This is a genomic window from Neorhizobium phenanthreniclasticum (genome assembly GCF_040066075.1).
In the GTDB taxonomy this organism is placed as follows: Bacteria; Pseudomonadota; Alphaproteobacteria; order Rhizobiales; family Rhizobiaceae; genus Neorhizobium; species Neorhizobium petrolearium.
Map to the genome: position 1 here is coordinate 78,991 of NZ_JBEAAL010000015.1, position 23,421 is coordinate 102,411.

Consider the following 23,421-nt stretch of genomic DNA (forward strand, 5'->3'; position numbering starts at 1 on the left):
TTAACGACGTCCTCAATCTTGCTTGCATGCGGCGGCGAGCGTCGGATCATCCGCGGGAATATCCGACCATTTCGCCCCGATGATGGCGCCGTCCTGGGCAACGGTGACATCCTGATCGACAAGGTTCGCCTGTCGCTTGCCATTGCAGTCGAATACCACTGTCACACGCGCCGGCTGTTGCCAGCGTGCAGCCAGAACCAAATCCACCATGACCTGGCCCGGCTGTTCCGGATGACGCTTGGCACTGCCGGTGTCCACTGCGCTGAACCGGTCAATCACCGGCCGATAATAGGACCAGGGCCGCCAGAAAGAGCGATCCTCATGCTGCCATGTCACCGCGATCGTGGGCGGCATAGCGTTGGTAACCCGCGAGAACCAGGTGTACTCGCTCCACACGGCATAAGACAGCATGCCCAGCCCCGCCGCGGCCGGCACAATCCACTTCGGCAAGTGACCGCGGCTTATCCACCGGAGGCCCATGGCGATGCCTGCCAGCGCCACGCCTGCCACAACGGCTGCGATCAACTCGAATAGCATTCAATATTCCTCTATATGGGCGCCCTGCCGCTATTGGCCAGCGCCGATTGCATCGTACGCACGACTACGAACGCGTCACGCAGATGGGAGCGTTCGAAGTCACCGAATTCATAGGGGCCGAGATAATTGTCCGGCCGCAATCCCGCCCTCACCTGGGTCGCCTGATTGCGCAGTCTGAACTCGGCGATAAGGTCATAGGCTGCGATGAGATCGCGCGCGCCGGCCCCTGAAATGACACCCGCGTCCTCCGCCGCGAGCAACCGCGCCCGGGTGTTCACCGGTGTCAGCCGTGCCATCAAGGCGTAGACCCGCCCGAGATCGACGACAGGCACGACACCATTGTGCTTCATGTCGATCTGGTTGCGGTGTTCCCCATTGCGAACGGTGACAAAGCCTCGCAAGAGACCGAGCGGCGGCGCATGTTTCAACGAATTGCTGATCATATGGGCCACGAAGATCGAATTCCTGCTCGCCTGCTCCAAGGTCTGAGCCTGCAAACTTCCGAAAAGCGATACCGTGCCGGCTATGGGGCGCAGATCGAACATGACGCTTGCAAGCATCTGCGCCATCGGTTCCGGCGCGGTTATCCACCCGTGGAAGTATCCTCGCCAGACACTTACCGGCTGACACCAACGGGGATTGGTCGCCATCATGTCTCCTGGGCAGAAGACATATCCGCAGGCATCGAGGTTGTGGCTAACGAAACGGGCGAGTTTCTCGAACCATGGACGTTGGCTTTCGACGAAACTGTCATCGATGAAGATACAGTTATCCTGGTCGCTCACCCCGGCCTGTTCCTGCCTGCCTTGGCTGCCGCATGCGAGCCAGAGATAGGGAACGGGCGGAGGGCCCAGATCCCGCTCGGCAAGGACGATAAGCCGCCGTGTTACCGCATCGGCAATATCGGTAATCAGCCTGGTTGCGACCTCGTGAGGATTGTTGCCGCCGACCAGTTGCGCGAGAAGCTGCGGGATGCGCGCCGTGATGCTTCGTAGATCCTCCACCTTTTCGGCGGTTGAAGCTTCGTGGATTAGCAACGCCGAGGAGACGGCCTGAAATCGTGTCAGATCCGTCTGTGTAATCATGCCCACGATCCGATCACCTTCGACGACCGGCAGATGCCCGACGCCGCGCTCCAGCATCAGATTGAGGACGTCGGAACCCAAATCCTGCTCTGTAAGCCCGATGGGGTCCCGCGTCATCACCGTTGATACGGACGTGTTGACAGGGTCGAGGCCCTCAGCCAGCACCCTCGCAGCAAGATCACGCGTGGTGACAATGCCGACGAAGGTTCCGTTGTCCACGACGCCGAGACTCGACACCTTGCGATCGCGCATGAGTTCCGCAGCATGCCTGACACTGTCCTTCGATGAACAGACCAGCGGCGGCTTCGACATCAAGTCCCCGACCTTCCGCAAGGTCATGTCGGCGCGACGGATATCGTTGCCACGACCACGTGAGAAAAAGCGGGTGTAGACCGGATGCTCAGCTAAAAGCCGCTTGAACTCGGCCGTCGGCAGGACAAGCAGGATGACGTCGGTCAAGGCCCGGGCATTGGTGACGGCTCGGCCATCGGCCATCAGGCCGCGTTCGCCGAAAGAATTCCGCGGAGAAAGCTGGGAGATGACAGTGCCGGAAGAATCACGGATCTCGACGCTGCCTTCCATGACGAGATAGAGGCCGGGCAGGGGATCGCCACGGCTGTAGATTTCGCTGCCAGCCGACAGGCTTTGGCGGATAAATCGTTGCGCGACATGATCAAACTCACGCCTTGGCAGGCTGTCATAGGGATGAACAGTCTCGAGAAACTTGGCGATATTAGGCGAGGTAGATCCCATAAGAGCCCTCATGCAAGCGCGCGAGGCCGGTTGAGAGAAGAAAGCGGGCGGCTATCACCGCCCGCTTCCTGCCGCATAAATGGATATCAGTGGCCTGTAGCCGCCCCGGCACCCCGCGGAACCCGTATGGATTCCACGAGATCCTGTACATGCTGCGGCGGGGACTGGCTCATCATCGAGACGATATAGGCCGTCGCGAAGTTCAACAGGGCGCCGATCGGGCCGAACGCCGTCGGCGGGATGCCGAACAGGTAGTTGGCCGGAACATCCGCCAGCATGTTGGTCCCCTTGATGAAGAACCATCCGAGGTAGGTGAACAGGTAGAGGCACGTCACGATAAGACCGACAAGCATGCCGACCGTCGCGCCGACCGAGTTGATGCGCTTCGAGAAAATGCCCATCATCAGAACCGGGAAGATACTTGCTGCGGCAAGACCGAAGGCGAGTGCCACCGTCTGAGCGGCAAATCCGGGTGGGTTGAGACCCAGCAGAGTCGCCACCACAATAGCACCGCCCATGGCCACGCGGGCAGCCATGAGCTCACCCTTTTCGGAAATATCCGGTTTCATCCAATCCTTGATCAGATCGTGACTGATCGCGGATGAGATGGCAAGCAGCAGACCAGCGGCCGTCGACAAGGCTGCAGCAAGACCGCCAGCCGCGATAAGGCCGATGACCCAGCCCGGAAGCTGCGCAATTTCCGGATTGGCGAGAACGAGAATATCATTGTTGATTTCCAGTTCATTGCCAGCCCAGCCGCGCTCTGTTGCCTGAGCTTTGAAGCCCTCGGACTTGTCGTTATAATACTGCATGCGGCCGTCGCCGTTCTTGTCCTGGAATTTCAGGAGCCCGGTCACTTCCCAGTTACGCATCCAGTCGGGACGCTCGTCATAGAGAACCGCTTGTTGCGATGCACCGTTCGGGAAGATCGTGTTGATGATGTTCAGGCGCGCCATAGCGCCGACCGCCGGAGCAGTCAGGTAGAGAAGCGCGATAAACACCAGCGCCCAGCCTGCCGACCAGCGCGCATCAGCCACCTTCGGAACGGTGAAGAAGCGGATGATGACATGCGGCAGACCGGCGGTGCCAATCATCAGCGACAAGGTGAACAGGGTCATGTTCAGCATGGACCCCTGCGCGGTGTAGGCCGTGAAGCCGAGGTCGGTAACGACCTGGTCGAGCTTCTGGAGCAGCGGCAGGCTCGATTCCATGTGAGTCGAGAACAGGCCAAGCGGCGGAACCGGATTGCCCGTGAGCTGGATCGATATGAAGATCGCCGGAATCGTGTAGGCGATGATCAGGACAACATACTGGGCAACCTGGGTATAGGTAATGCCCTTCATGCCACCTAGAACCGCGTAGACGAAAACAACTGCGGCAGCGATCCAGAGGCCGGTGGAGGATTCCACTTCAAGGAAGCGCGAGAAGGCAACACCGGCACCGGTCATCTGACCGATAACATAGGTCACCGAGATGATAATGAGGCAGATGACCGCCACAAGACGTGCGCTCTGGCTGTAGAAGCGGTCACCGATGAACTGCGGCACCGTGTACTTGCCAAACTTGCGCAGATAGGGCGCAAGCAGAAGCGCGAGCAGTACATAGCCGCCGGTCCAGCCCATAAGATAGGTGGAATTGGCGTAGCCGACGCCGGCGATGAGGCCAGCCATCGAGATGAAAGAAGCGGCCGACATCCAGTCTGCGGCAGTCGCCATGCCGTTCATGACGGGGTGAACGCCGCGGTTTGCGGCGTAGAATTCAGCCGTGGAGCCGGCCCGGCTCCAGATTGCTATGCCGATGTAGATAGCGAAGGATGCCCCCACGATCAGCAGATTAAGCGTATATTGATCCATAATATGGGCCCGCCTTACTGCTCGTCGACGCCGAATTCGCGATCGATCTTGTTCATGTATATTGCATAGTAGAAGATCAACGCGATGAAGATGACGATCGACCCCTGCTGCGCAAACCAGAAACCGATATCCGTACCGCCAACCTTGATGCCGGACAGCGCCGGACGCAGCAGGATGCCGAAGCCGTAGGAAACGACTGCCCAGATCGCCAGACATATGCAGATGACACGCACATTCGCGGTCCAGTAGGCATTGGACGAAGACTTGTCCGCCATGAATGCTCCTCCCTTTTTCAAAAGGCGCCAGTCGGCGCCTAACCCTCCAAGTCTATTTCTCCGACTCAACTCCTACGGGGGAATAGACCAGTGTTTAGAAGTAACCAAACCTCTGCCGCTGGTATATCCTCCGTTAGTCGTACATCCCCAGGCGGCGGCGACTGGTTTCGCGGGTCGCTACCGGACCAGGAGCATGCCGAACGCAGAGTGGGCGTGAAGGCAAAGAGGCTGCGGCCAAGTAAAGCAAAACCATGGAACCTTTCTACCCGTCGGCCTCTACCAGGCAAAGGCATCAGACTTGACCGATCCAGCGTCGCGATGGAAATTGAATCGAACCGGCCGACCTTGGCGAAAATCTGGCGGTAGTATTCATGGCGGCTCAGCCATCACTGATCGAAAACAGCTTCGTGATGCGGGAGTTGACGGAAACGATTCCGGTTGACACCATATCGTCGACCGCTGAAAAAGCCGTTACGAGCGGTGTGCTGGCCAGCATAAGCCAACGAAAAGCTTATGTGCCCGGAACCTGTGATCGATTTGATTGACTGCAATGCATTTTAAGAACCTCTACGGGGAGAGTTGAGCCGCCGGCGTTTAGCTCGAACCGGAACACCTTGGAATGCCGGACTTCCCGATATTAGGTCATGGTGGAAAGTGATGACGACATTCATCTCAAGATAAGAACCTGCTCGAATCCGTGGAGAATGGAACACTCCACTGCGCTGAAGTTGCTGATCGGAACCTACCAATGTCGCCTTTTCCCCAAAACGCGCGAATTTTGATGTACAGCCACGACACGTTCGGCCTCGGCCATCTTCGGCGATGCAGGACGATCGCGCATTCACTCGTCGATGCCTTCAGCGGGCTTCGTGTGCTCATCATTTCAGGAGCCACCATTGCCGGCGCATTTGACTATCGGGCCCGCGTGGACTTCGTCAAAATTCCCAGTGTCATCAAGCTGCGCAATGGCGAATACACGTCGATGAACCGTCACATAGATCTTCACGATACACTGAAGATGCGGCAGTCGATCATCCGTCATACAGCGGAGACATTTGAGCCGGACATCTTCATTGTCGACAAGGAGCCAATGGGCTTGCGTCGCGAGGTGGAGGAGACCCTGGTCTATCTGAAAACCAGGGGCACGGCCTTGGTGCTCGGCCTGCGTGAAGTCATGGACGCGCCACATCTTTTGAAGTCCGAGTGGGAACGAAACGACGTTCTCCGCAAGGTCGATCAGCTCTATGACGATATATGGGTCTATGGGCCTCCTGATTTCTACGATCCCCTCCTCGGCCTTGAGGTGCCACAGTCGCTGCGAGCGAAGATGAACTTCGTCGGCTTTCTGCAGCGTCAAGCTTCTTCCAAACCGCGCAACGGAACGCGAGAGCGAGACGACTATATCCTTGTGACGACCGGCGGCGGCGGCGACGGCAGCGACCTCATTCGCGATGTGATCAACGCCTATGACAGTGATCCCACGCTGACACAGCGGGCTCTCCTGGTGCTTGGGCCTTATATGCCCGCCGAGCAACGCCAACAGCTGACCCAGGCCGGTGCTCGAAACCCGGCGCTCGAAATCATCGAATTCGACAACCGGATGGAAGACCTGATCGCCGGCGCCAAAGCTGTCGTCGCCATGGGCGGCTACAACACCTATTGCGAAATCCTCTCCTTCGACAAGCCGGCACTGATCATCCCACGTATCCAGCCTCGAGAGGAGCAGTTGATACGTGCACTCCGAGCCCATGAACTCGGCTTGGTGGACATGCTCCATCCCGACGAATCGGTAGACGGGCCCCGTCTGTCTCAGGCGCTCAAAGATCTCCTGAAGCGCCCACCGCCGTCTGTCACCGCACCGCATATGCAGCTGGATGGGTTGTCCAATATCTGCCAAATGGTCAACACTTGGCTCGGCCGCGATAGTTCCGACCACCTTTCAGTGGTCCAAGGAGGATTGCCGTCTTGAACGGCCTGGTCGACCAGGCGTTATCGTCGTGTCTTTCCGACGCACTCCGCAAGAAGTTCCCGGAGGATAGCTGCAGTCCGCTGGGCTCCATCAAGCCGCAATGGAACCGCAGCTGCGAGGTCGAGCGTCAGGGCAGCAGGGATGGCTTCGATCAGCGCTTGCGCTGAAAGCGTCGCCTCGTCCACCGAAACCGCCAGTCCAAGTTCCTGGAGTTTTTCGGCACGGGTCGTTTGCTCGGTTTCTCCGCCCGCAGCGAACGGGATCAGCACAGCCCGGCAGCGAGCCTGTAGAATATCGCAGACTGTGTTGTATCCAGCCTGTGAGATAGAAAGCCGCGCCTGCCCGAGCAGACCTGGAAAATCCTTACGAAACCGCACGATCTCGAGTTCCGGCGATGCCATCGCTATCAGGCGGTCCATTTCTGCTTGATCGAGGTTGGGACCGGCAATGACGCACCAGCGCCCAAGCGACGGTAGTTTCGGATAGGCCTCCATCGCCGCTTCGATCAGTTTTGCGCCAACGGCACCTCCACCAGCGGAGACGATAACGTCGAATTCGGCCTCACGCGGTTCCGGCACAGGCGGTGCGACAAGACCGGTATAAGAGACCTTGTCGGCTATCTCCGCGGCAAGCGGGAAGGTCTTCTCCAGCCGTACGAAATTGGGGTCACCATGGACGAGCACCCGGTCAAAATGGTCCCTGACGAGTGCTATCGTTTCCTCGTCGCGGCCGGCCTTGCGGTTCTCCTGCAGGATATCACGTATCGAACTAATGACGAGGGGACGCGTTTCACAACGTTCAATTTCAGCCAGCAGCGGAAGGAGCTCGAAACGGACCTGCCGGCGGCCGAAAGGAAACGCCTCGATGATCACGATATCCGGCTGCCGTGCCCGGAACACGGCAAGAAGCTGTTCGCGACGCCGTGTCTCCGCTGCCTCGTCTATCGGGTTTCCCGCAGCGTCCTTCAGTTTTGAAAAACCGTCGCCGGCCGTGACGGCCGGCTCAAGCTGCACATGGTCGATCCCCGCAGCGGGAAAGCCTTCCAAGGGAAGGCCTCCCGTTACCATGGTGACCGAGAAGTCCCCCTCGCGCAGCGCGGCGGCAATGCGACTTGCACGGGCAAGATGGCCGATGCCGAGAAGGTGCTGGACATAGAAAAAAACCTTCGGAGAGGTCATGGAGCCGGCACCTGGTTCAACGGGACAGCGATCGGCCGATCGGCAAACAAAGCCTGGAGCTGCCGGATGCTTTCGCGATGGTCGAATTCCGCGCGCACCTTCACTTCGGCGGCGATGCCTATCGCCCGACGACCCGCGGGGTCCCGAATGGCACTTTCGAGCATCTTCGCAAAAGCAACCGGGTCTTCTGGTTCGACAAGGTAACCGTTCACGCCGTTTGAAAACATCTCGGGAATACCGGAGATCGAGGTCGAGACGCAGGCGAGCTTCTGGCTGGAAGCTTCGACAAGAACATTCGGAAGCCCGTCGCGATCGCCATTGCCGGTCACCCGGCAGGCAAGCGCGAAGATGTCGGAGCTGCGGTAATAGGCGAGGATTTCCTGCTGGGCCATCGCGCCATGCCAACGGATGCGATCATCGATGCCCAGTCTGGCGGCCAAAGCCTTGAGCTTGCTCAGTTCCTCGCCGCCTCCGATGTGCTCGAAACACCAGTGAAGATCGTCAGGCAGCAACGAAAGGGCTTTCAGCAGAATGTCGAAGCCCTTCTTGTCGACAGCGCGTCCGACACTGAGAATGGTGATCGGCTGGCTCGCATCGGCACCGTCGCGCAATGGACGTTCCGCTTCGAAAGGCGGAAAACGGTCAAGATCGAGCCCGTGATAACTCAGATGCACGATCTCTTCACGCATAGACAGACCGCGAAGGCGCTCGAAACCCGCCTGGGTACAGGTGACGGTCCATCGCGCGTCGGCGAGCTTCTCACGCAACTCCCATTCCTTGGTCGTCCAGATGTCCTTGGCATGCGCCGAAACGCTCCAGGGAATTCCGATCATACGGCTCGCATAACGCCCGACTGCCGCCGGCGTATGGATGAAATGGACATGCAGCCAATCGGCTCCATCAGGCCATTCGACGGCGAGTACGGCCGCCTGGCCGAAACGGCGGACGCGATTGCGCGTGAAATCCCGACCGAGATCACGTATGAAATCCTTGCACGCGGCGAAGAAGCCCGGCTTCGCACATGCGAGGATGAGAGAGCGCAGAACGCGGAACGGCTCCTCGTGCAGATACTCGGGCAGATAGTGCACCGGTGCACGGATTTCGTCATGGATGGGATGACGCTTCTTGTCGGTCGGGCGGCGCATGGAGACGAGAACAAGCTCGAAACCGGCGCGTTCGAGGCCAAGCAGTTCCTGCGCGATGAATGTTTCGGAAAGCCGGGGATACCCCTTCAGCAGGACGACGAGTTTTCGCTGCATTGCTACGTTGATACTTTCCGATGTCGATGTGGCTATGGAACGACGTGTGGCAGCGACGCCATGTGCAAGGATCAGTAGTCCGCAAGACGGCACATTGCAAGTTACCGATAAGGGTCTGCGGCATCGCGCAGTCCATCTCCCAGGAAGTTGAACGCCAGGATAACGACGATCACAGGAACGACCGGAAACAGCAGCCAGGGGTAGAGCGCGAGCACGTTGATGGTGCGGGCTTCCGTCAGAAGCACACCCCAGCTCGTGATTGGCGGGCGCAAGCCGAGGCCGAGGAAGCTTAGCGTGGTTTCGCCAAGGATCATGCCGGGAATGGTGAGGGTCGCGCTAGCGATCAGGTGCGACATGAACCCGGGAATCAGGTGCCGGCCGATAATGCGCCAATGGCCCGCTCCCATCAGTTGGGCCGCAAGAACGTAGTCCTCTTCACGCAGGGCCAGCAGTTTCGAGCGAACAGCGCGCGCAAGGCCCGTCCAGTCCAGCAGGCCGAGGATGAAAGTGATGCCAAGATAGATGACAAGCGGACTCCAATCCGCCGGCATGATGGCTGCAAGCGCCAGCCAGAGCGGAATGCTCGGAATTGACTGCAGGACTTCGATCACCCGCTGGACAAACAGATCGACGACACCTCCGTAATAGCCGGCGAGGCCGCCGATGACGATCCCGAGCAGGAAACTGGTGATAATACCCAGAAGTCCGATCGTCAGTGAGATGCGCGCGCCGTAGAGAATGCGCGAAAGGACGTCCCGCCCCAGCCGATCGGTGCCAAGCAGGAAGAAATCCCCCTTCTGCGACGGACAGACCAAATGGAGATCGCTTTCGACGACACCCCAGAAACGATAAGCATCGCCGCGGCAGAAGAAGCGCAGCGGCTGCACGTTGTTCCGGTCATCGGTATAGACCCGGCGCAGCGTCTTAATATCGAGTGTCATATGGTGCCCATAGACGAAAGGCCCGACGAATTTCCCTTCATGGAACAATCGTACCCGCTGAGGCGGCGCATAGATGTTGTCCATGTTACGCGTATGCAGATTGTAGGGAGCCAGGAATTCGATAAAGACGATGGAGACGTAGGCGATGAGCAGCACGACTGCCGAAGCGACGGCCAGCCGATGGCGGCGAAAGCGCCAGAACATCAACTGGAACTGCGACGCCTGCTTGAAAACCTTCTTCCCGTCTTTTGCCTGTTCGTCTGCATATGGGTCGAACGGTGTTGCGGAAACATAGTGCGGAAGGGGCTCGCCATCCGGCGGCAGCGAGGTGGTCATTTCATGCTCCCGCCCTTGAGTCGAATCCTCGGATCAAAGAGCGCGAGCGCGATATCGGAAATCAATACGCCGATGACCGTCAGGAAGGCCAGGAACATCAGAAACGATCCGGCAAGATACATGTCCTGGCTCTGAAGCGCCCTGATCAGCAGCGGACCGGTCGTCTCCAGCGACAAGACGACGGCGGTGATCTCGGCACCGGAGATGATTGTCGGCAGAATGGAGCCGATGTCCGAGATGAAGAAGTTAAGCGACATGCGAAGCGGATATTTCAGGAGGACGCGGAACGGATGGAGGCCTCTCGCCCGGGCCGTCATCACATATTGCTTCTGCAACTCGTCCAGCAGGTTGGCTCTCAGGCGCCGGACCATGCCAGCCGTGCCGGCCGTGCCGATGATGATGACCGGGATCCAAAGATGCTCGAGGATGGACTTGAATTTATCCCAACTCATCGACTGCCCTAGATATTGCGGGTCCATCAGGTTGCCGATCGACGTGCCGAACCAGATATTGGCGAAATACATGAAGACCAGCGCCAGCACGAAATTCGGAATGGCGAGGCCGATAAGCCCCACTAGAGTAAGCCCGTAGTCGCCCCAGCTATATTGATGCGTTGCCGAATAGATTCCGATCGGGAAAGCGATCAGCCAGGTGAGAGCGATCGTCACCGTCGAGACCAGGATCGTCAGCCATAGCCGATCCCCAACCACATCGTTCACCGGCATGCGGTATTCGAACGAATAGCCGAAATCGCCAACCAGCATGCCGGTTGCCCAGCGCAGGTAGCGGATCGGCGCTGGCTTATCGAAGCCGTAGCGCGCCCGCAATTCCTCGATCTCCTGCATGTCGGCCTTCTCGCCGATCGCCCGCATTTCGGCGACATAGCTTTCGAAATAGTCACCCGGCGGCAGTTCGATGATCGTAAAGACGAACATCGAGATGAGGACCAATGTTGGGATCATCACCACGATCCGCCAGAGAATGTAGCGGACCATCAGACTTCCTCCTCCAGCCAGAAGGTGTCGGGCAGATAGACCCCGAGATAGGAGGTCGGATCGAAACCGAAGAGCCCCTTATCGGGCATGTTGCGCAGGCGGGACGAGCGGATAACAGGTTGAAGGGCCGCATTGACGATGCCGATCGTGAAAACCTGATCGGTGAAGCGTTGCAGCATCCTGTGCCAGATCGCCTCCCTTTCTGCAAAGGTCGATGCACGACGCCAGGCGCGCATGAGATCGACGAGTTCGATTGCCTCCGGCATGTCGGGAGGGTGGCCGTCGCTGCCGCCGGAGAGATAATGAAGGCCCCAGACCGGCCATTGCAACTGATCATCGGCAGTAGGTGCCAGCTCCCTGGGCGGCATGTCCGCCGTCGGCACGCCGTTGTCCAGGCCCTGGAAGACCGACATGATGGCTTCACCGCCGATGACCCGCTTGCGAAAGAGATCACGCTGCGAACTGTGGGAGAACAGCTTTATACCGATTTCGCGCCAATGATCGGCGATGAGTTCCAGCACATCGCTCTCGAAATTGTTTTCACCGGCATTCTCCACAATGATCGTGGCGGGTCGGCCATCCGGCAGGGATCGTATTCCGTGAGGATGCGTCCTCGGCAAGCCCGCCTCATCGAGAAGTCTGTTTGCCTCTTCAGGATCGTAAGCCGCCCAGGCCCGAGCATATTCGGGCTTGAAAAGCGGGCTTTCGGGGAGGATCGAATTGGCACTTTCATGCGCCAACCCGTAAAAAACCGCCTTGTTGATTTCCGTGCGGTCGATCGCGAGGGACAAAGCGCGCCGTACCCTGACATCCCTCAGAAGCAAGCGCCACACCTCGTCATTGCAGTTTAGATTTGGCAGTAGCGCGATGCGCGAACCTTGGGTACGCTTCCAAAGGTTTACCTTGATGGGAAAGCGGTCTTCGGCGCTTTTCAGGAACGTGTAGTCCGCAAAATCGATATTCATGAGCTGCAGGTCGCTTTCACCGGCGCCGGCCTTGGCGGCGATGATATCCGCCGAACTGACATTCAGCAGCACACGGTCGATATAGGGAAGCTGAGTGCCGTTTTCGTCGAGGCGATGGAAATAGGGGTTGCGAACGAATACGAACTGGGATGCAGGCGGCTCGGTCGTGTTGCGCCAAGGGTCGTGGGTCGGCAGGTCCGGATTTTCAGGCCGATTGGTGCGCGACATCTTGAGCTGCAAATCGCTCCAGTTTTCGACGCGATATTTCTTGCACAGTTTGGCGAGGGTCTCCGGATCCTGATAGCGGGCGTGGAACTGCTTAAGATAGGCCGCCGGCATCGCCAGCTTCAGCGGCGACGGAGCGGCGAGCTGCGCAAGGAAATCCGGGTTAGGAGCATGCCAGCTGTAGCGCACTGTCCATTTGTCGAGGATTTCGAAGACCGGCGCCCGGTCATCCACCCGTAAATCGGTCGGAATGCCGCCACGGTGCAATTCGCGATTGTTGTAGATGTCCTCCCAACAGAACCGGAAATCCTCCGTGGTGAATTCGCTGCCATCGGACCAGCAATGTCCCTGCCGAATGCGAAAGGTGAAGATGCGATCTTCCGTTGTTTCAAAACTTTCGAGAATATCCGGCTGCAGATTGAGCGCTTCGTCATAGCCGATAAGCCGCGCATAGCCGTAAATCGGCATCAGCCGGATATCGCGCTGCCCACCGATGAGCATGCGAATGGTGCCGCCGCGCTTGCCGGGCATGCGCCCCATGGCGGCCAGATCAACGCGCCGCGGCTTGTCCGGAAGACCTCCCGGAGTATCCGAGGCCGCAGCAGGCGAGGATTTACTCGATGCCGCGGCAATCCGCACGGAAAGGGTAGTGGAGGCCAATAGACCAAGGAGAGTCCGCCGGTTTATCATGATCGCAGCTCGCGTGCGTCGACATTGCGGCGCGCCAGGACCAGATGGCCGTTGCCGAGGTCGGCATGGGCGAGCCCCTGTCCGCCGGCCTCGTCGTCGAACTGTTTGCCCCAGCCATGAAAGCCGCTTGTCTTCTTTTGGCCGAGTGCATTGAAATCGAGCGGGCGATCGAGATCCGGCACGGGAATGGCCGCAATGAGCTTGCGCGTATAGGGATGAACCGGATCTCTGAGAATGACTTCGCAGGGGCCGATCTCGACAATACGACCCGCATACATGACCGCCACCCGATCGGCCATGTAGTTCACCACCGCAAGATTATGCGAGATGAAGAGATAAGTGAGGCCAAGATCCTTCTTGAGATCCTTCAGCAGGTTGAGAATCTGGGCCTGGACCGAGACGTCCAAAGCCGATACCGGTTCGTCGCAGATCAGCAGTTCCGGGCCGAGCGCCAAAGCTCTCGCGATGCCGATGCGCTGGCGCTGCCCACCGGAGAAGCTATGGGGATAGCGGGTGAGCGCCCCCTCATCGAGCCCCATGGTCCGGATGAGCCGACGCACCGAAGCCAGCCGATCGCTCCGGTTGCCGCGGTTGTGAATCTCAAGTCCTTCGCCGACGATATTGCGAACGGTCATGCGCGGCGAGAGTGACGAGATCGGGTCTTGAAAAACCATCTGAATCTTCTGGCGCAGCATTTCGAGATCGCGGCCCCTTGCCTCCAGCACGTTGATGGAACGACCTTCCGTATTGAAAGCCACCGAACCGCCATCGGCGCTGAGGCCGCGCATGAGGATTTTGCTCAGCGTCGTCTTGCCACAGCCGCTCTCACCCACAAGGCCAAGACTTTCGCCCCGGCGGATGTCGAAGCTCACGTCGTTCACCGCTAAGGTGCGCCCTTGGCCGTCCCCGAAAAAGCCTGACTTCTTCGTGCTGAAGGACTTGCTGACGTGACGGACCGACAGGATGACATTCTGATCCGTGAGGCCCTTAAGTCCCTTGCGCTTGCCAAGCAGTTCCGAGCTGTCGATTTCGATTTCCCGCAACGGCTTCAAGCGCTCGCCGGGATGCATATCGAAATGCGGCACGGCAGCCATCAATCCCTTCGGATAGGGATGAACCGGTCGGCGGAATATGTCGTCGACGGTACCGGACTCCATGACTTCGCCGCGATAGGCGACCACGACCTCGTCGGCCAGATTGGTGACCACACCGAGATCGTGGGTGATCAGCAGCATCGCCATCTGGAAGCGATCCTGGAGATCGCGGAGCAGTTTCAATATCTGCGCCTGGATCGTTACATCCAAAGCAGTCGTAGGCTCGTCAGCAATCAGGAGAGCTGGCCGACAGATCAGCGCGGCGGCTATCATGGCGCGTTGGCGCATGCCGCCGGAGAGCTCGAAAGGGTACATCCGGCGTACCTTGGCCGGGTCCCCAAAGCCTACAAGGGAAAGCATCTCGTCTATTCGCTCGAGCTGATCCTTGGCGGAGGAAGCATCATGGATGCGTAGCGCTTCCTCGATCTGGTTGCCGATGGTATGGAGCGGTGAGAAAGATGTCATCGGCTCCTGGAAGATCATGCCGATGCGATTGCCTCGGATATGGCGGATCTGTCGTCCGTCGCGCGGCAGGCTTAGGAGATCGACCGACTGGCCGAGTGCGGGATCATTGTAAAGAATACGTCCATCGATGGAGGCGATAGGGCTTTCTATCCCGAGGATAGTGCGCCCGATGACCGACTTTCCAGACCCGGACTCGCCAACGAGCGCGGTCACCTTGCCAGGGCGGATACGCATGCTGAAATTCTTGACTGCGTTGATCCTACCGCCAAAAATCGGAAAACTGACTGACAGGTTTTCTATTCTCAGGAGGTCGGGCGTATATGTCATGCCGATCGCCCGCTTGCCGCGTGATCTGAAACCTGAGACTGTTGCTTCAGGGATGCTCGCCCATTGCCTAGCACTTTCATTGATGCTGTGCGCTCGCCTCGGCTGAGTGGCTCATCGAACGAAAACTGGACTAAGGACATTGTCTCACGAAAGCACGGGTCGCGCATTGGTTGACTGGGTTATAACAAGCATCGTAGCGCATAAGCGCTAGCATCGTCTATGCTGCAAATTCGTGTTTTTCAGGCTCGTTCATGAAAACCAGACAATATTATAAAGACCTTCTGCGAGACGCCCAGGATCTCATCAGGAAAGGACTTTTCCAAGAAGCACGATCAATCCTCGATACACTGCTTAGCGAGGCTGACGCGATGGCAGAAGCCCTCGGAGCAAGAACTTCGCTAGGTCTGCCAAGGCAATTGCAATCCGTCCTGCTAAAGCTCGCCAAATCCGAAGCAGATCCCATCCGGAAGATCAGTTATCAATATCATTTGGTGCCACCGCCGGAAATCATCGCAAAACATGTGAAATACGATGCGGACGAGCGCCGCATAATGGCTGCGGCCATGACTTTGCCGGTGCCGCGCGTCATCCACCAGATCTGGATCGGAAAGAAGCCGGTACCGGTGACGGTCGAGGCTTGGAGAGAACATGCCGACCTTCACGGCTACCGCCATCGCCTCTGGCGCGAGGAGGACTTGCGCGCTGTCGGCGCATATGAAAATGCGATCTTCAAGGGAATGCTGGAGGCTGGCGATTATCCAGGCGCCGTCGATGTCGCGCGTTACCTGATCCTCGACCAAATCGGCGGAATTTATCTCGACTGCGACTGGTACCCGGCGCAGCGCGGCGCAACTTTTCACGATCACCTGCAGTTGACCGGACTCGGCGCTTTTGCCGAGGATATCCCGCGCAATACTGGCGCAGGCGTCGCGCTGCTGGCCAATTCCTTCATTGCAGCACCGCCCAGCCATCCCGTCTTCTCCAAGATGATCGAAGCTCTGACGGGTATCCGCGCCGAATTGCCTGGCGCACCGGCCTGGTGGACGACGGGACCGCTGCTCTTCACGGTCGCAGCCCGCTCAACCGCAATAAATCTCGCCCCCGCCGATTTTGTTGCCGCCAGCGCCCCTGCCGCCGCGACCTTGGAGGAGGTTCGGCAATTGGCAGCTAGAGCCGAAAACACAACGTCCGGACTGCTGATTGCCTGGAAACCGTGGTGACTGAACTTTTGCGGCCGATCAGTGCTGTGCTGTCCGGACGATCGCCTCGCTACGCATCCAGCGGCACCCCGGGTGTCCGCGCGTAAGCTCAAACAGCGTTTCAAGAAAGCGCCAGGCGGATGCATCATGCACTAGGTGATGGCTCAGGATGCCGATCGTATCGAGCGGATGCCCGCTTAACTCCCCGATCCTTCGCAGAACCTCCCCAAACAGCAAGTCCTCCGACCGCCCTCCTCTGGTGCCGTGCCAGTCGATAATGTCGATATGAGTATTCAAAAGGGGAATGCGGCCGTTTCCATTTTCCCTGCCGAATGTCGAAAGCGCCTGAATGCCGAGAGGCGGCAGCGCTGGCAGCAAACCCCGATCGATACGGTTCCATGGCGGCACGAGCATGGGAAACGCACGCTCCCCGAACAGACCCTCCAAGCGCTTCCGACCTTGGTCGATTTCGGCCAGCACGACAGCAGGGTCCCGGTGCGATCCGAGTTCCTGCTTCTTCTCCCCTTCCGGGGCATGATTTTGATGGCTCCAGCCGTGTACGGCCACGGTCACCAAAGGCTCATCCTCGAGCCTCGCAGAGAGGGATTGTCCGGCACCTGCCGGAATCACGGCGAGCGTGACTGGAACGTCGTTCTCGGCGGTGAGCTCGAGCAACTGCTCAAGCGGATTTGTCGGCTCGGTCGCATCGTCGTCCCGCAACCAGAACGTAATAGGCCGGTTGTTTTCGGCGGCGCGGTCGAGAGCCCGCACTAGGAGATCCCTGGTCATGAAGAGGCTCCGATATATCTTGCCAGAATGTCCTGCAGCCTGATGGCTGCACGATCAACCGAACGCTCGTTGCTGGCGAACCGGCGCGCCTCGACCGCCATAGCCTGCCTCTCCGCTCCGGAAGTTAAAAGGCGCTCGATCGCAGCCGCGTAAGCGCTCACATCACCGGCGCTCATCAGCAGACCCGTGCGCCCGCTGACGACAACTTCGGGGACGCCGGCGGTTTCTTCCGCAATCACAGGCAGGCCGGCAGCCTGCGCCTCCAGATAGGCCAAGCCGTAGGCCTCGCCGTGTCCGGGCCAGACATAAAGCGAGGCAGCCGACAGCAGTTCGGCGATTTCGTCGGCGGTCTTGACACCATGCCAGCGGATTCGCTCCGGCGTGAGGAATCCGAAAGCTACTTCGACCTCGGCTCGCGCTGGCCCGTCGCCGATTACATCCAGCGTCCACGGGAGATGCTGGAGAAGACGAAGGCTTTCGGCGAGCGTGCGGTAACTGTCGAGCTTGTCGCCCGGCCGCATCATGGCGACAGTGATCAGGCGAAAAGGCTCGGGCCTTGGTTCATGAACCAGAAATGGGGCTGGATCGATGAATGCCGGCAGGCGTTCGAACCGACCTTGCGGAGCGACGGCACGAAGGCCTCGCTCATCCCGACCGGTGAAACAAAGATTCACGGCCGCCATTTGGACCGCGCTCAATACAGCCTCCTGGCTGAGCACCCAAGCGCCTTCATTGCGCCGCAACGAGTAGGAGGCTTCTGCGGTCACATAAGGCAGTCCAAAATGCTGACAGAGCGCCGGACCGAGCAGATCGGGGGCCTTGTAATAGGGGTGATAACAGAACCACAGATCGGGCTGTCCGCCGGAAGTCCATCCTTCTTCCAGCCGCGCAATCTCGGCTTGAGCGGCCTGCCGTCGCTCTGCAAAACTGGAGTTGCTTGCGGTCGGCATGAAGGAACGAAATTCTGAAGCGATCTCGATATCGTAGCCGGCAAGAGTGAGCGCTTGGATGAGCAGGCGCGCCATCAGTCGATCACCTGAAGGGACAGGATGACCGGGGGGCTTCAAGGGTGAATAGAAGGCAATTTTCATAAGCGGACAATGACGAATGCGTGAGGGATCAGGCAAAGACTTGTATCAAGGCATAGCCAAACTTAAGTCACCGTCCGACCTTTCGATCACACTTGACACATTGGGACTTCTCTCTCAACTGTCGGCACTTCCCATATGCTGCGGAGCCAATCCTGAATGCTTGATACCACACATTCTTCCAAGCTCATGGCCGCTATTCGCGCGAAGACCGCAAAGGCGGGGGTGATCGGGCTCGGTTACGTGGGATTGCCGCTTGCCATGGCGTTTTCCCGTGCCGGCTTCAAGGTCATGGGCTTCGATATCGATCCCGGCAAAATTACCGCCATCGAGGAGAATCGCAGCTATATCGAGGCTGTACCAAGTGAAGTCCTCGCCGTGGAGCGCGAGGCCGGTCGCTTCGCCGCGACATGCGATTTCGACCTCCTCGGCGACTACGACATCATTGCGATTTGCGTGCCGACGCCGTTGACTGCCAATCGCGATCCGGATCTCTCCTTCGTGGAGAAGACTGCACGCTCCATCGCTGCTACGTTGCGCCCCGGTCAGCTCATCGTTTTGGAATCCACCACCTATCCGGGCACGACCGACGAAATCGTCAAACCTATTCTGGAATCGAAGGGCCTGACGAGCGGCATCGATTTCTACCTCGGCTATTCGCCGGAGCGGGAAGACCCGGGCAACCGGAATTTCCAGACTTCCACCATCCCAAAAGTGGTTTCAGGCGACGGCGACATTGCCAGCGCATTGATGTCGGCCTTCTACGGCTGCATTGTCAGTTCCGTCGTGCCCGTCTCCAGCAATGCCACAGCCGAGGCCGTCAAACTCACGGAGAATATCTTCCGGGCTGTCAACATCGCGCTCGTGAACGAATTGAAGCTCGTTTACGAAGCAATGGGAATCGACATATGGGAGGTGATCGAAGCAGCAAAAACAAAGCCCTTCGGCTTTATGCCTTTCTATCCCGGTCCCGGTCTGGGAGGACATTGCATTCCCATCGACCCCTTTTACCTGACCTGGAGATCCCGTCAGTTCGAACAGCCGACGCGCTTCATCGAACTCGCAGGCGAAATCAATACCGCAATGCCCCGCCATGTTGTCAGCAGGCTTGCCGAAGCGCTCGACATGCGGTCAGGAAAGGCGCTCAGCCGGTCAAATGTGCTGATCATGGGGCTTGCCTACAAGAAGAACGTCCCGGATATCCGGGAAAGCCCGTCACTTCGCCTGATTGAGCTGATTGAGGCACGCGGCGGGAAAGCATCGTTTTACGATCCTCACGTAGCCGAGATTCCCTCGACTCGGGAGCATGCAGCACTTCGTGGTCGGAAAACGGTAACGTGGAATGAGCAGACGGTTCGCGCCTTCGATGCGGTGGTTGTCGCGACCGATCACGATGCGGTCGATTATGCGGCACTTGCCGAATGGTCGACACTGATCATCGACACCCGAAATATCTTCACCCGCTGCGGAATTGTGTCAGAAGCAATTGTAAAGGCCTAGATCACAATATGAGCCGCTTGGATATTTTTATAAGCCGCATGATCGCGCAGCGCGATATCCTGAATTATATTCAGGCTAACGGCCTATTGCCTGCGGCAGGTGCAGTGCTCGAGGTCGGTCTCGGTAATGGCCGCAGCTACAGCCATCTTCGAGAGCTGTTTCCTAACCGGCGGATCATCGCATTCGACCGCCATCTCGGGGCACATCGAACAATTCTGCCGGAACCGGAAGATTTCGTCATGGGGGAAATTCGAGAAACCGCGGCCGGTTTTATCGGCTTCGATGCGGCACTCGCGCATGCGGATATCGGCACCGGATATCCGGAAAAGGACGCGATCATCATCACGTGGCTGCCGGAACTGATGGCCGGAATGCTGATTTCCGGCGGCATTGCGGTCAGTGGGCTTCCGCTCGATCATCCGCATCTCCGTCCGCTTCCACGGCTACCTTCAGTGGAAAAGGGGCGGTATTTCTTCTATCAACGCGCCTAAAGGCGCCCCAACGCATCAGTTGGCGTTGGATGTAACGTGTTCAAACAAACTGGTGAGCTTTGACGGTATCAAGTTCGTCGGCCGTGTGCCGAAGCCGTTCCGCAAGCGTGCGGGTCACCCGCATCGTCATGTTCGGGCTGTCGTGGATGATCCGCGAGAAACAATCCTTGTTGATCTTGAGAGCCTCTACATGCGTGAGTGCCTTGGCGGTATTGGTGCGCTCGCCCTCGCAAAGGAGGCATATTTCGCCGACCACTGAATTAACGCCATTCTCGCGAATTTTCGTCTGGCCCGCGGGGGTCTCGAGCACGGTTTCCACCGTACCGCTGAGAATGACATAAGCAGAATCGCCGCCATCGCCCTGCTTGAAAAGTTTCTGCCCCGGCTCGTAGCTCACGCGTTCGGACGCAAAGGCCAAGAGTTTCAGTTTGCAACCATCAAGGTCTGCAAAATAGGGCAATTTCTTCAGTAACTGCACTTCCTCACATAGCAACATCGCCGCCACCAATCGGATGCTATCAGATGATCGTTAGGCCACCAGTGCCTTGAATATACCACTTTCTTCCCGAAGTGTCTCGTACAAACCATCCTCCACAATTTCGCCGTTGTCAAACATAACCACTCTTTCAAACAATTTGGAAAGAGAAATGTTCGACAAGACCCATACGATTGTCGGATTGTTCTCCTGCTGGCGCAGATAGGTCAGGACATCGTTCACGATCTCCTCCTGCAGACGCCTTTCCTGGCCAGGCAGGGGCTTGTTGAAGATATAGAAATCCGAGCGACGGATAAGGGCACGTGCCAAATTGAGCTTCTGCCGCTGAACCAGCGTCAACCGCCGGCCACCAGCACCGATGTCGAACTCCAAGCCGACGCGCAGGAGCTGATGATAAAAGCCACGCTCCCGTGAAACTCGCGCTGCTATATTTCGGATTTCACTCGGAGCATCGGCATTTCGGTTGGCGATCTTGCCGAACAGGATGTTTTCCTGAAGGGTCGCATAGGACATATACCCATCTGGATCGTAGTGCTCGATCAATCCTCTGAGATGGGCCGGCAGTTCGGCGAAGAAAATCTCGCGTGCGCCGACGATCTTTTCTCTGAGATCATCATGCAGCACGCCAAGGCGGTATCGCGGTTCGATATACTCGAGCGTCAAACGCACCACGGCGCGCTCCTCCTCCGCCGATAGGGCGTGGGAGCGGCGCGTTCCCAGCTTCTGCAAGACCTGTTGATAATAGACGATATCGTCAGCGGTCAGGAACGGCACCTGGTTGAAGAAGGGGTGATCGGGGGGCAGGCCGGAAAAGATTTCCACCATGTTGCCGGCAATGGTGAGGCCGGTGTCGACGAAAGCTCTGAGAAGACCAACCTTGGCCAGCGCAGTATAGAAGTGGTCACTGTCGAGCAGGGCGCTCGTCTTGTCGAGCGGCTGCAAGGTCTTGCCGAACAGCAGATTCTCTCCCACCGTCGCCTCTTTATTGTAGACTTGAGGCTCGAACGGCACGATCAGGCCAGAGCGACCCGTGCTGCGGATCTCGTTGTGAAGCGCATGACGCATCGCAACAACGTCAGCCACAAGCTGAGGATTTGATTGCGCATCCAGCGTGGAATGAAGTGCGAACTGTAAGATATCATCAGTCAGTTGCACCTTGTCGAGCGCGGCGAGGAGCGAATTCTTTATGTCGCTCTTATCGCCATTATCGCTGATCGATGTTGTACGGTGATCAACCCAACTGGCTCGAACGTCGAAATCCGGATTGGAAGCCATTTGGGCTTCGCGAATTTCCCAGCGCCGTTGGTTCGCGGCATCTCCCTCATATTGGGCGGGCTCCACGGGGGCATGTTTCAAGCCGTAGAGAAGATTGTCCTTGAGGCTACCGTGGAAGAAGTAGGTGTCCGCCGATACGTAGGAGACGCGCCTTCCCGCGATCGATTCCGGAAGTTCCAGAATATCATGGTCACCCAGGAAAATCTTGCCGGACGTCGGCCAGACCTGTCGTCCAAAAGCTTCCGCCAATGCCTCCGCACCACGCCCGATATTATCGGCCATGGCCACGGACTCCCCTCGCGCCAGCCGGATCGACGCACCATTTAATACCCTGACGCCGCCTTCGTCCTCTATGACCAAATTTATCGCGGCCAGTTGTTCGCCGCTATATGGTTGACCTACGGAGGCAATTGCATGGGTCGCCGGGTCGATCAGATCATCAAACTCGAAATAGTCTCGGACCTGCTCGTACTTCACCTGCACATCCTGGCGCGCCTGATCCCAGTCGATCAGTTCCTTGAGCGGGCTTGGAAGATCCTTGTAAGCATTGATAACGGCGACAAGCTGACCGACGTCCAGCGATCCTCGCAACGCGAAGTAGCCGCCGATGAGATAGAAAAAGAAAGGCGTCAGCTGCGCAAGGAAGTTGTTCAGAAATTTGACGAGGAACTTCCACTGGTAGATGTCATAGCGGATCTTGAAGATCTGACCAAGTCGATTGGCGACATCCGCACGCTCATAGTTCGAAGTATCGTAGGCATGGATCGTACCGATGCCTTCCACGACTTCGCCCACCTTGCCGGCCAGATGCCTGGCGGTAATCTGCCGCTGACGGCCAAGTTCGATCAAGCGCCGGCGCATCCGTGGAATAATGATCACCTGCACAAGCACCATGACCGCAGCGACCAGTCCGAGCCAGAAACTCTGGAGCAAAATGAAAAGCATGGCTGCCACGGCCTGTCCACCCAGCATAGCTGGCTGAACGAAGGCATCGCCGGTGAAGCCGCCAAAGGGTTCCACTTCATCCTTGATCATGCTGGCGATTTCAGCGCCGTGGATATTCTTGATGCGGCGCGGCGGAAAGCGCAGCACCCGATCAAAGAGTTCAAAGCGGATGCGGCGGAGCAAGCGCTCACCAAGCCGTCCCTTGTAGGTATTGATATAATATTTGAAGAAGTTATTGATGATGACGAGCGACAGAAATCCGCCACTCAAAGCAATCAGTGTCTGCATACGCCCGAGCTGGAAGCCTTCGAACGTATAGATCGATCCGAGCAGCGGCAGACCTATATCAAATTCCATAAAAGGCTGAGTCGCGTTCGGAGTCTCGAACCCAGCACCCTGGATAGGTCCATTGATGATCTGCTTTGGCAGATCGAGCGACAAAAAATAGGGTATCATTGAAACCAATACGACAATCAGGACCCAGATCTGCTGAGGCCGGGTGTGGTTCCAAATGTAGCGAAGCAGATTCTTTTCCATTATTTCTTCACAGGTACGCTAAAACCGGGTCCGGGTTGTATATCCCCTGGCTAACTTTGCGGATGCGCGCTGCAGGCCGAATGATGGGGTGCAGAGATGAAGTTCAAATTGCGTAAGAAAACCCCATTCACGTGTTTGTGGCGGCTCCCCCAGT

The 23,421-nt window shown here is 58.0% G+C and carries 19 protein-coding genes; 5 read left to right on the forward strand and 14 right to left on the reverse strand.

Going from position 1 to position 23,421, the window contains the following annotated elements; translation table 11 throughout:
* Positions 1-12 precede the first annotated feature (12 nt).
* The 4 genes from ABK249_RS18885 to ABK249_RS18900 all read right to left on the reverse strand — a co-directional run bounded on the left by ABK249_RS18885 (position 13) and on the right by ABK249_RS18900 (position 4,503).
* Positions 13-537 carry a hypothetical protein gene (locus tag ABK249_RS18885; protein ID WP_037152099.1) on the reverse strand — a complete coding sequence of 175 codons (525 nt, stop codon included), beginning with the start codon at positions 535-537 and terminating at the stop codon, positions 13-15.
* Positions 538-548: 11 nt separating this feature from the next.
* The gene (locus tag ABK249_RS18890) at positions 549-2,375 is read right to left on the reverse strand and encodes a DUF294 nucleotidyltransferase-like domain-containing protein (protein ID WP_037152096.1); all 1,827 of its coding nucleotides are present in this window, start codon (positions 2,373-2,375) and stop codon (positions 549-551) included.
* 86 nt (positions 2,376-2,461) lie between these two features.
* A complete protein-coding gene (locus ABK249_RS18895; RefSeq protein WP_227704712.1) occupies positions 2,462-4,228 on the reverse strand; it encodes a sodium:solute symporter family protein in 1,767 nt (588 codons plus the stop codon).
* Between the two features lie 14 nt (positions 4,229-4,242).
* Positions 4,243-4,503 carry a DUF4212 domain-containing protein gene (locus ABK249_RS18900; RefSeq protein ID WP_037152093.1) on the reverse strand — a complete coding sequence of 87 codons (261 nt, stop codon included), beginning with the start codon at positions 4,501-4,503 and terminating at the stop codon, positions 4,243-4,245.
* Between the two features lie 371 nt (positions 4,504-4,874).
* Between ABK249_RS18900 and ABK249_RS18905 the strand changes: the two genes are divergently transcribed.
* Together ABK249_RS18905 and ABK249_RS18910 are read left to right on the forward strand one after the other, a co-directional pair.
* Positions 4,875-5,048 carry a hypothetical protein gene (locus ABK249_RS18905; protein ID WP_227704711.1) on the forward strand — a complete coding sequence of 58 codons (174 nt, stop codon included), beginning with the start codon at positions 4,875-4,877 and terminating at the stop codon, positions 5,046-5,048.
* A gap of 203 nt (positions 5,049-5,251) precedes the next feature.
* Complete coding sequence (locus ABK249_RS18910; RefSeq protein ID WP_227705254.1) at positions 5,252-6,472, forward strand: glycosyltransferase family protein; 1,221 nt, start codon at positions 5,252-5,254, stop codon at positions 6,470-6,472.
* A 20-nt stretch (positions 6,473-6,492) separates the two neighbouring features.
* Here the strand turns inward: ABK249_RS18910 and ABK249_RS18915 are convergent, their stop codons facing one another.
* From ABK249_RS18915 to ABK249_RS18940, 6 genes are all read right to left on the reverse strand, one after another.
* Positions 6,493-7,650 carry a glycosyltransferase family protein gene (locus tag ABK249_RS18915; RefSeq protein WP_348863643.1) on the reverse strand — a complete coding sequence of 386 codons (1,158 nt, stop codon included), beginning with the start codon at positions 7,648-7,650 and terminating at the stop codon, positions 6,493-6,495.
* Positions 7,647-8,909 (reverse strand): glycosyltransferase family 4 protein, encoded by a 1,263-nt coding sequence (locus ABK249_RS18920; RefSeq protein WP_348863645.1) that lies wholly within the window; start codon positions 8,907-8,909, stop codon positions 7,647-7,649. The genes ABK249_RS18915 and ABK249_RS18920 overlap by 4 nt, the downstream gene beginning before the upstream one ends.
* 101 nt (positions 8,910-9,010) lie before the next feature.
* A complete protein-coding gene (locus tag ABK249_RS18925) occupies positions 9,011-10,186 on the reverse strand; it encodes an ABC transporter permease (RefSeq protein ID WP_348863646.1) in 1,176 nt (391 codons plus the stop codon).
* Complete coding sequence (locus ABK249_RS18930; protein ID WP_037152080.1) at positions 10,183-11,181, reverse strand: ABC transporter permease; 999 nt, start codon at positions 11,179-11,181, stop codon at positions 10,183-10,185. The genes ABK249_RS18925 and ABK249_RS18930 overlap by 4 nt, the downstream gene beginning before the upstream one ends.
* A complete protein-coding gene (locus ABK249_RS18935; RefSeq protein WP_037152077.1) occupies positions 11,181-13,061 on the reverse strand; it encodes an ABC transporter substrate-binding protein in 1,881 nt (626 codons plus the stop codon). Before ABK249_RS18935 ends, ABK249_RS18930 begins: the two co-directional genes overlap by 1 nt.
* Positions 13,058-14,947 carry an ABC transporter ATP-binding protein gene (locus tag ABK249_RS18940; RefSeq protein WP_348863648.1) on the reverse strand — a complete coding sequence of 630 codons (1,890 nt, stop codon included), beginning with the start codon at positions 14,945-14,947 and terminating at the stop codon, positions 13,058-13,060. The genes ABK249_RS18935 and ABK249_RS18940 overlap by 4 nt, the downstream gene beginning before the upstream one ends.
* A gap of 551 nt (positions 14,948-15,498) precedes the next feature.
* On the opposite strand from ABK249_RS18940, the gene ABK249_RS18945 reads away from it, so the two are divergent.
* A complete protein-coding gene (locus ABK249_RS18945) occupies positions 15,499-16,167 on the forward strand; it encodes a glycosyltransferase family 32 protein (protein WP_161784765.1) in 669 nt (222 codons plus the stop codon).
* Between the two features lie 18 nt (positions 16,168-16,185).
* Here the strand turns inward: ABK249_RS18945 and ABK249_RS18950 are convergent, their stop codons facing one another.
* On the reverse strand, positions 16,186-16,935 hold the full coding sequence (locus tag ABK249_RS18950; protein WP_415926451.1) for a polysaccharide deacetylase family protein: 750 nt from the start codon (positions 16,933-16,935) through the stop codon (positions 16,186-16,188).
* Positions 16,932-18,026 carry a glycosyltransferase family 4 protein gene (locus ABK249_RS18955; protein ID WP_037152068.1) on the reverse strand — a complete coding sequence of 365 codons (1,095 nt, stop codon included), beginning with the start codon at positions 18,024-18,026 and terminating at the stop codon, positions 16,932-16,934. The genes ABK249_RS18950 and ABK249_RS18955 overlap by 4 nt, the downstream gene beginning before the upstream one ends.
* 156 nt (positions 18,027-18,182) lie before the next feature.
* Between ABK249_RS18955 and ABK249_RS18960 the strand changes: the two genes are divergently transcribed.
* Positions 18,183-19,523 carry a nucleotide sugar dehydrogenase gene (locus ABK249_RS18960; protein ID WP_037152067.1) on the forward strand — a complete coding sequence of 447 codons (1,341 nt, stop codon included), beginning with the start codon at positions 18,183-18,185 and terminating at the stop codon, positions 19,521-19,523.
* 8 nt (positions 19,524-19,531) lie between these two features.
* Complete coding sequence (locus ABK249_RS18965; protein WP_037152065.1) at positions 19,532-20,014, forward strand: class I SAM-dependent methyltransferase; 483 nt, start codon at positions 19,532-19,534, stop codon at positions 20,012-20,014.
* A 40-nt stretch (positions 20,015-20,054) separates the two neighbouring features.
* On the opposite strand, the gene ABK249_RS18970 is transcribed toward ABK249_RS18965, so the two are convergent.
* Together ABK249_RS18970 and ABK249_RS18975 are read right to left on the reverse strand one after the other, a co-directional pair.
* Positions 20,055-20,510: a cyclic nucleotide-binding domain-containing protein gene (locus tag ABK249_RS18970; protein ID WP_037152063.1), complete on the reverse strand. Its 456-nt coding sequence runs from the start codon at positions 20,508-20,510 to the stop codon at positions 20,055-20,057.
* 33 nt (positions 20,511-20,543) lie between these two features.
* Complete coding sequence (locus ABK249_RS18975; RefSeq protein ID WP_037152061.1) at positions 20,544-23,267, reverse strand: ABC transporter transmembrane domain-containing protein; 2,724 nt, start codon at positions 23,265-23,267, stop codon at positions 20,544-20,546.
* Positions 23,268-23,421 lie beyond the last annotated feature (154 nt).